We start from the raw sequence: 8,358 nt of genomic DNA on the forward strand, positions 1-8,358 counted from the left end.
TGTGCTGCTCCTTACCGGTTCCCTTATCCTTAGCGGAAACATTTACGATACCGTTGGCATCGATGTCGAAGGTAACTTCGATCTGAGGAACACCACGCTGTGCCGGTAAGATACCGTCCAGTCTGAACTGTCCTAAGGTCTTGTTATCTCTTGCAAACTCTCTTTCACCCTGTACAACATGGATGTCTACTGCAGTCTGGTTATCTGCCGCTGTAGAAAATACCTGAGAAGCTCTGGTAGGAATGGTGGTATTTCTCTTAATAAGAGGAGTAGCCACTCCGCCTAAGGTCTCGATAGAAAGAGTTAACGGTGTTACGTCCAGAAGAAGAACATCGCTTGCTCCGGCTTCTCCGCTCATCTTACCACCCTGTACCGCTGCACCAAGGGCAACACACTCATCAGGGTTCAAGTTCTTGGAAGGCTCTTTTCCGGTAAGCTGCTTTACCTTTTCCTGTACTACAGGCATTCTGGTGGAACCGCCGACTAAGAGTACCTTTCCTAAATCAGCGTTGCTAAGTCCTGCATCCTTCATAGAGTTCTGTACGGGAAGGGCAGTTCTTTCTGTCAAATCCGCAGTAATCTCCTCAAACTTTGCTCTGCTGAGCTTCATATCCAAGTGCTTTGGACCTTCTGCTGTAGCTGTAATGAAAGGCAGGTTGATATCTGTAGTGGTTGCGGAGGAAAGCTCCTTCTTTGCTTTCTCAGCCGCTTCCTTCAAACGCTGTAAAGCCATCTTATCCTGAGAAAGGTCTACCCCCTCTGCAGCCTTAAACTCGTCTACCAACCACTTGGTAATACGATCGTCATAGTCATCACCACCTAGATGAGTATCACCATTGGTGGACAATACTTCGATTACGCCGTCTCCGATGTCGATGATGGATACGTCGAAGGTACCACCACCTAAGTCGTATACCATAACCTTCTGCTCGGACTCATCCTCCAAACCGTAAGCAAGAGCTGCCGCTGTAGGCTCGTTGATGATACGCTCTACCTTAAGACCTGCAATCTTACCTGCATCCTTGGTTGCCTGACGCTGAGCATCGTTAAAGTAAGCAGGAACGGTAATAACCGCCTCGGTTACCTTTTCTCCCAAATAGCTCTCCGCATCCGCCTTTAACTTCTGTAAAATCATAGCGGAAATTTCCTGTGGAGTATAATCCTTTCCGTCAATGGATACCTTGTAATCTGTACCCATGTGTCTCTTGATGGAGGAAATGGTTCTCTCCGCATTGGTTACCGCCTGTCTCTTTGCAGGCTCTCCCACAAGACGCTCTCCGGTCTTGGTAAATGCCACTACAGAAGGGGTTGTTCTCATACCCTCTGCATTGGGGATAACAACGGGCTTTCCGCCCTCCATAACTGCTACACAGCTGTTGGTTGTTCCTAAGTCAATTCCAATAATCTTTCCCATAGTCTTTACTCTCCTTTTTCTCTATATACAAAATGTTTTTCTTCAAAACTTTTTCTTACTAACGTTATTTTAGAACTCTTACATGATATGCTCATGTCTCAGGCATTACTGCCTTACTATCTGTTGTATTGCTTTTATTATCTACTTCTTTACTTTTACCATGGAGTGTCGAACCACATTTCCCCGATAGGTATATCCCTTCTGAAGATCCTGGGTAATGGTATCTTCCTCCGCATCTCCCTCTTCCTCCGTCATCACCGCATTGTGTAAAGCCGGATCAAACTTCTTACCGAGGGCCTCGATTTCCTGAATGTTGCAATCGGCAAACATCTTCTGAATCTGCTTGTATATTCCTTCTATGCCTTTGACGAAGGGGGAATCCTTTTCCTCTTCCTGCACATGACTTAAAGCTCTTTCAAAGTTGTCCACCACGGGAAGCAGAGCTTCGATAATGCTTTTGGCTCCCAGTTCAAACATCTGTGCCTTTTCCTTCTCGGAGCGCTTTCTAAAGTTCTCATACTCCGCCAAGGTTCTAAGGTACTTATCCTTTAATTGGAGAAGTTCCGGATTCTCTTCGGAGCTTCCTTCCTCTACAGCCTGAGAACTCTCCACGGATTCCTCTCCGGAAGTTTCTTCGGAAGTAGCCTCCCCATTCTCTTCCGCATCTACTTCTACAGATGCTTCCTGAGCCTGCTTCAGCTCCTCTTCCCTCCCTTGCTGCTCTGTATTTTCTGCCACAAGTCTCTCCTTTCTCTATTTAAAAACTCCGTTCCATATCCTGAATCAGTTTTGTCAAAGTTTTTAAAACCTTCTCATAGTCCATTCGCTTCGGTCCAATGACACCAAGGGTACCCTGCATTCCGTTACCCAAGTGATACTTTGCGGTAACTACTGCACAATCCGTCACATCCTCCAAAGGACTTTCCTTTCCGATATAAACCTGAATGCTTCCATCCTTTTCTTCCGACTCGTTGTCTTTCAGAAGACCTGCCAACTCCTCCTTCCGCTCTAAAGCGGAAATCAGCTTGGAGGCATTTTCCGAATCGGTAAGCTCCGGATATTTGAAAATGTTGGTGGCGCCTGAAGTATAAATCTCCATCTCTTCCTCCTCGGGATGCAAAAGCTCCTGCATTCCCCGAAGTACGGTTTCCATGGTCGCTTTATAAGGCGTCCTATCCATTAAAGAGCGAATGTCCTTTTCCCCCAGCTCCTCCACGGAGAACCCCGCTAAAACATCATTTAGCAAAAGGTTTAAGGAGAGGACGGCAGCCTGTTCCAAGTCCTCCGGAATGTCCAAGGTAATGGTCTTTACAATATTGCCCTGAAACATCAGAAGGAATAAGACCTTCTGCTTCTCCACTAAGGAAAGCTGCAAGAACTTGATTTTATTCTTCTGCATACTGGGGCCGGATACTAAGGCCGCGTAGTGGGTGTCACTGGCAATGTTTCTTACCAAAGCCTGTAAGGTACTTTCCAGTCGTTCCATTCTGGCAAACATAGAGCTCTTCACATCGGACAAGGCCCGCTCCTGCTTTTCCATAAGCTGGTCTACATAAAAGCGGTAACCCTTATCTGAGGGAATTCTTCCTGCAGATGTATGAGGCTGTATAATATAGCCTAACTCTTCCAAGTCGCTCATTTCATTACGAATGGTTGCCGAGCTTAGATTCAAACCGGAAAACTTACTGATGGTACGAGAACCTACCGGCTCTCCGGTTTCCAAATAGTTTTTGATAATCGTGGTGAGAATAATCACCTTTCTCTGATCCACAGAACTCTTTCCCTCCTTTCTTGGCTTTGTTGGCACTCGTGTGTATTGAGTGCTAACACATGGTCATAATATACCGCTAATGGAAGGATGTGTCAAGAATTTTTCAGAAGAACTTTGTGAATTTCTGATGAACATAGTTGGGCGGAGTTTTTGCTTCCGACTTCCGCATTTTTCTTACTGTTTTTTCTATAGAATAGATGGATTTCGCTTTTCCGGTATAGGGCTTACTCCGGGGCACGCTCTCGCTAACTTCGCCTCGTAGGGGTTCTAAGCTTTTAAAAAACAAAAGCTAAGAACCCACGGGCTCAGATTGCCCCCGTCATAAGCCCTATACCGAGAAAGCGAGCCGAATAAATAATAGAGAAATGATAGAAGCATTAGGTTAAAATACAAAATCTAAAAATCAAAAAATTTTGAATCTGAGACAAATGCCAAAAGTCGGAAGCCGAAAAATTCGCCCCTCACTGTTCGGGGAAAGAATGGTTGAATAGAAGCCTTAAGGGAATTGAATATTGGAATAATAGAATTTTAGACTTATAGGTTTGTTGTCTCTAATTATTAGACTAAGCTCCCCAAATCCATTCTTCAAAAAGCATGCTGTAAAAAACATGATTCTTGCCAGCTTTTCGCAGTATAGGTCTGGAAGCGGGGGTAATGTGAGCCCGCGGGTTCTTGGCTTTTGTCTTTTAAAAGCTTAGAACCCCTGCAGGGCGAGCTTAGCGGGAGCGTGCCCCCATTTCAGACCTATACTGACGGAAAGCAAGTCTTGGTTTTTACAACGTACTCATTCTCCTCACTCTGCTAAAATCATCTCTCCCTTCAACTCCAGGCCTATTACGGCTCTAATACTTCCGATAGCTTCTTTTCCTAATTGAGAAAGTCTTTCGTCTTTCTTTTCCTGATTTTCCTCAAACTCTGCCAATTGCTTATCCTGAACTGGCAGGATATAGCGGATATATTCTTTATTGAATCCGGTGTAATAGTACTTTCCTTCGATTTCCCGGATTTCTTCTATTAATATGGAGCTTTCTTTTCCTAAGAATTTCTCTCGGAATTTCTTGGAGTCTTCCAGCGCCAATGCCAAAAACTCTTTGGAGCGGGCTGTTTTGATATTATCCGGAATCTGCTCCTTCATCTCGTCTGCCTTGGTTCCCTTTCTTCTGGAGAACTTGAATACATGGAGATCATAGAAAGAGATTTCCTTTAAGAAGGCAAGGGACTCTTTAAAATCCTCCTCCCGCTCTCCGGGGAAGCCCACAATCACATCCGTGGTTATAGCCGCCATGGGATAAACCCTTCGGATATCCTCCACCGCCTTTTTAAAGTCTTCCTTAGTATAATGACGATTCATTTCTTTCAGGGTCTTTTCCGCACCGCTTTGCAGGGAAAGATGGAAATGGGGACAGATGGCCTCTACTTCCTTTAAGCCTGCTAAAAAGCGCTCCGTAATAATACGGGGTTCAAGACTTCCCAAACGAATTCTTTGAATACCGGGAATCTTTCCCACCTCGGAAATCAAATGCAGTAAAGCCTCTCCCGTTTCCGCCTTTCTACTGGCATATTCATAGGAAAGATTTTCAAAATCCAATCCGTAGGAGGACAGGTGAATACCGGTAAGGACCACCTCCTGAAAGCCTTCCTTTGCCAAATGGCGAATTTCCTCCAGACAGTCCTCTTCCTTACGACTTCTGATTCTTCCTCGAACATAGGGGATGATACAATAGGCGCAAAACTGATTACAGCCGTCCTGCACCTTTACAAAGGCTCTGCTCTTATCCTTCGGCTTGGAAAGGAAGAGATTTTCGTACTCTCCCTCCTCCCGTACCGGGGAAAATGGCTCCATGGGACTTGCATCATTTTCCAGCATAGCCTCCCGATAGGCCTTAATCAGCTCTACCACCCTACCCTTTCCGGTATTTCCGATAAGAATGTCAATACCCTTATCTTCTTTCAGCTCCTCCTGCTTTCCTTCCACATAGCAGCCGGTGGCAATGACGATGGCCTCCGGATTCCTTTGCTTGGCTTGATGAATCATTTGCCGGGATTTTCGGTCCGCAATATTGGTGACGGAGCAGGTATTAATCAGGTAAATGTCCGCCTCCTCCGTGAAGTCCACCAGCCTTGCCCCCTCCTGCAAAATCGCTTCGGTCATGGCCTCTGTCTCATATGAATTGACTTTGCAGCCTAAGTTGTGCATGGCAAAGCGCAGTCCTGCTAAATCCATTTTCATCCTCTTTCTAAAATTACAGTTCTTTCACGGCTTTCGCTTGACTTTAAAATCGTTCATTACTACAATAAAGTTATCAATTTTAAAGGAGGGTAAGCTGTGAAGACGGTTCGTATTTCATTAAATTCTATTGATAAAGTTAAGTCCTTTGTAAACGAGTTGGTTCATTACTCTGATGTGGACTTCGATTTGGTTTCCGGTCGTTACGTGATTGATGCAAAGTCTATTATGGGAATTTTCTCCTTGGATCTTTCCAAGCCTATCGACTTAAACATTCATGCTGATGAGGGAGAGATGGAGGATATTTTATCCCACCTGGCTCCTTACATCATTTAACTGTTGTATCTTAACGGAAAGAAAGAAGATATACAAGGCTTTTCAAAAGTGCATGGTTTCATGCACTTTTCTTATGTAAAGAAGGAGAATTATGCAATACCAAGCATTTTTGATTAAATATGCAGAAATCGGCACCAAGGGTAAAAACCGTTATGTCTTTGAGGATGCCCTGGTTCATGATATTCGGATGAAATTAAAGCGGGCTACCGGAAGCTATTCCGTTAGCCGGGAACGGGGAAGAATCTATGTGAATGTGAAGTCCGAGGACTACGATTATGAGGAGTGTATTGATGCCCTTCGCCATGTGTTCGGTATTGCCGGCATTGCGCCCATGGTCCAGGTACCTTTAAGCCCGGACTTCTCCGTTTTGGAAAATGCGGTCCTTTCCTACTTTAAAGAAGCCTATGGAAACAGCAGCGTTTCCTTCAAGGTGGAAAGCCGAAGAGCGGAAAAGTCCTATCCCATGACCTCTCCGGAGCTGGATCAGGAGCTGGGGCACAGCATTTTGGAGGCCTTCCCCAACGCCCGTGTGGACGTGCATAAGCCGGATGTGAAGCTTCGGGTGGAAATCCGTCAGTATATGAATATTTACGGAAAAATCATTCCCGGACTGGGCGGAATGCCTCTTGGTACCAACGGCAAGGCCATGCTTTTACTTTCCGGAGGAATTGACTCTCCCGTTGCGGGCTACAAGGTGGCAAAGCGAGGTGCTTTGCTGGAGGCCACCTACTTCCATGCTCCACCCTATACCAGTGAAAGAGCAAAAATCAAGGTTATGGATCTGGCCAAGCAGGTTTCCACCTATACCGGTCCCATACTGCTGCATGTGGTAAATTTCACGGATATCCAGCTGGCTATCTATGAGCACTGCCCCCATGAGGAGCTGACCATCATTATGCGTCGCTACATGATGCGGATTGCGGAGGCATTGGCATACAAAAATAACTGTATCGGTTTAATCACAGGTGAATCCATCGGACAGGTGGCTTCCCAGACTCTGCAAAGTCTGGTCTGCACCAACGAAGTCTGCACCCTGCCGGTTTACCGTCCCTTGATTGCCTTCGATAAGCAGGAAATCGTGGATGTGGCTCAGGAAATCGGTACCTACGAAACCTCCATTGAACCCTACGAGGATTGCTGTACCATCTTCGTGGCAAAGCATCCTGTTACCAAGCCCATTCCTGAGAAGATTCGAAAGTCGGAGGAAAAGCTGGAGCCCATCGTAGCGGAAATGGTGGAGAAGGCCATTAATGAGGCTGAGGCAATTTTAATGCGGAAAGATAGGCCTTCGGAATAAAAAAGGATGGCTTATATAAAATAATTTTCTATGCAGTACAGGTCTGAAGCAGGGGCACGCTCTCGCTAACCTCGCCACGCAGCGGTACTAACTTCAAGCTTCGCTTTCAGTAAGTACCGGCGGGCTCAGATTACCCCTTTTTCAGACCTATACTGCATAGACGCTATTTAAAATTTTGAGCAATACCCCCCATCCTTTTTTTATTGAGAAGGCTATTGAACAGATATGATTTTATTATAGTCTTTCACTCTCCTCTATTCATAATATAGTTTGGAGTGTACTTGCTCTGTCTGCATACATAGAGTATGGACAGGAAGTAAGATAATAATATAAGGACTATTGCATAACAGAGTATATATCCATTAGGAAGACTAAATCGCAAGTCATAAACCCCCATTCCTTGTAACATAAGGATCAAAATTCTATTGGTGAATAATAATGACAATACATATCCTATGAAGGAAGCCATCATCAAAATCGGCAGGATGCTCATAGAAATCTGCCTTGCTATCTGATAGGTGGTGAAGCCCATTGCTCTCATCACCGCAAAATCACTTTCATTATTCAATACAACAGTCTTTACCAGTAAAATCACTGTAGTTAGCGTAATAAGCATACTTAGCAAAAGTACCCAGACGAGTATTGCCTTTACGTTGGCTATAACAGAAGCAAATTGGCTATTAAACAGCCCTTTGAAATTTTCGATATAAACAATTTCATCCCCTATTTGAGATTGAATATTCGATATTGCTCCTTCTATATCCCTATCATGTTTTAAATATACATACATTGATTCCCACCTGGCATCCGGTTCTATTTTTAGGATACCCTCATAGCTAAAGAAAACATCCAGTCCTCCGGTATAGCTGCCTTGTGTCAGTCCGGTTACTACATACTCTTCCTCCGGAGCTTGCTCTTGATAATCATTTCTAATTGAAATCACATCTCCTATTCCTTTTTTTAAACTCTTGGAGAGATTAAGCGAAATGGCAATTTCATTGTCATAGAAAGGATACCTTCCCTTGTATAATCCTATTTTTTCCAATTTCTCATAGTCATCATAAACCGTTATTCTTCCACTTACATTGTTATCACATAGGATTTCTCCCCCTCCGGGACCTATGCATTTTATGACTGCTTTGGTGTTATCCATATCGGATATTCTCTGATATAGCTTCTGAATATCTGCTTCTTCCCCGGGCTTTAAAACAATATCAAATTTCTCCATACCACTGATTTGCGATAAACCGTCTTCTTTCTGAACAATATTGGAAAATAAAGTGATAAAAAATGAAGAGGATAATACTGCTAAG

7 protein-coding genes are annotated in these 8,358 nt (G+C 44.3%); 2 read left to right on the forward strand and 5 right to left on the reverse strand.

All coding sequences use genetic code 11. The features are described from left to right. From dnaK to mtaB, 4 genes are all read right to left on the reverse strand, one after another. Positions 1–1,414, reverse strand: a 1,414-nt coding sequence (dnaK, locus tag RYL27_RS09520) for a molecular chaperone DnaK (RefSeq protein WP_314966839.1), incomplete at its 3' end; no start/stop codon positions are given. Between the two features lie 141 nt (positions 1,415–1,555). Beyond that, positions 1,556–2,152 carry a nucleotide exchange factor GrpE gene (grpE, locus tag RYL27_RS09525; protein ID WP_314329246.1) on the reverse strand — a complete coding sequence of 199 codons (597 nt, stop codon included), beginning with the start codon at positions 2,150–2,152 and terminating at the stop codon, positions 1,556–1,558. Positions 2,153–2,171: 19 nt separating this feature from the next. Further along, positions 2,172–3,185: a heat-inducible transcriptional repressor HrcA gene (gene hrcA / locus RYL27_RS09530; protein WP_314344762.1), complete on the reverse strand. Its 1,014-nt coding sequence runs from the start codon at positions 3,183–3,185 to the stop codon at positions 2,172–2,174. A 793-nt stretch (positions 3,186–3,978) separates the two neighbouring features. Then, positions 3,979–5,409, reverse strand: coding sequence for a tRNA (N(6)-L-threonylcarbamoyladenosine(37)-C(2))-methylthiotransferase MtaB (gene mtaB, locus RYL27_RS09535; protein WP_314966842.1), 1,431 nt, complete (start codon positions 5,407–5,409; stop codon positions 3,979–3,981). 102 nt (positions 5,410–5,511) lie between these two features. On the opposite strand from mtaB, the gene RYL27_RS09540 reads away from it, so the two are divergent. Beyond that, positions 5,512–5,748 carry an HPr family phosphocarrier protein gene (locus RYL27_RS09540; RefSeq protein ID WP_314966844.1) on the forward strand — a complete coding sequence of 79 codons (237 nt, stop codon included), beginning with the start codon at positions 5,512–5,514 and terminating at the stop codon, positions 5,746–5,748. A 91-nt stretch (positions 5,749–5,839) separates the two neighbouring features. Next, a complete protein-coding gene (gene thiI, locus RYL27_RS09545) occupies positions 5,840–7,045 on the forward strand; it encodes a tRNA uracil 4-sulfurtransferase ThiI (protein ID WP_314344759.1) in 1,206 nt (401 codons plus the stop codon). A gap of 244 nt (positions 7,046–7,289) precedes the next feature. On the opposite strand, the gene RYL27_RS09550 is transcribed toward thiI, so the two are convergent. After that, positions 7,290–8,358, reverse strand: a 1,069-nt coding sequence (locus RYL27_RS09550; RefSeq protein ID WP_314966847.1) for an ABC transporter permease, incomplete at its 5' end; no start/stop codon positions are given.

The sequence above is a fragment of the Oribacterium sinus genome (genome assembly GCF_963537195.1).
In the GTDB taxonomy this organism is placed as follows: Bacteria; Bacillota; Clostridia; order Lachnospirales; family Lachnospiraceae; genus Oribacterium; species Oribacterium sinus_A.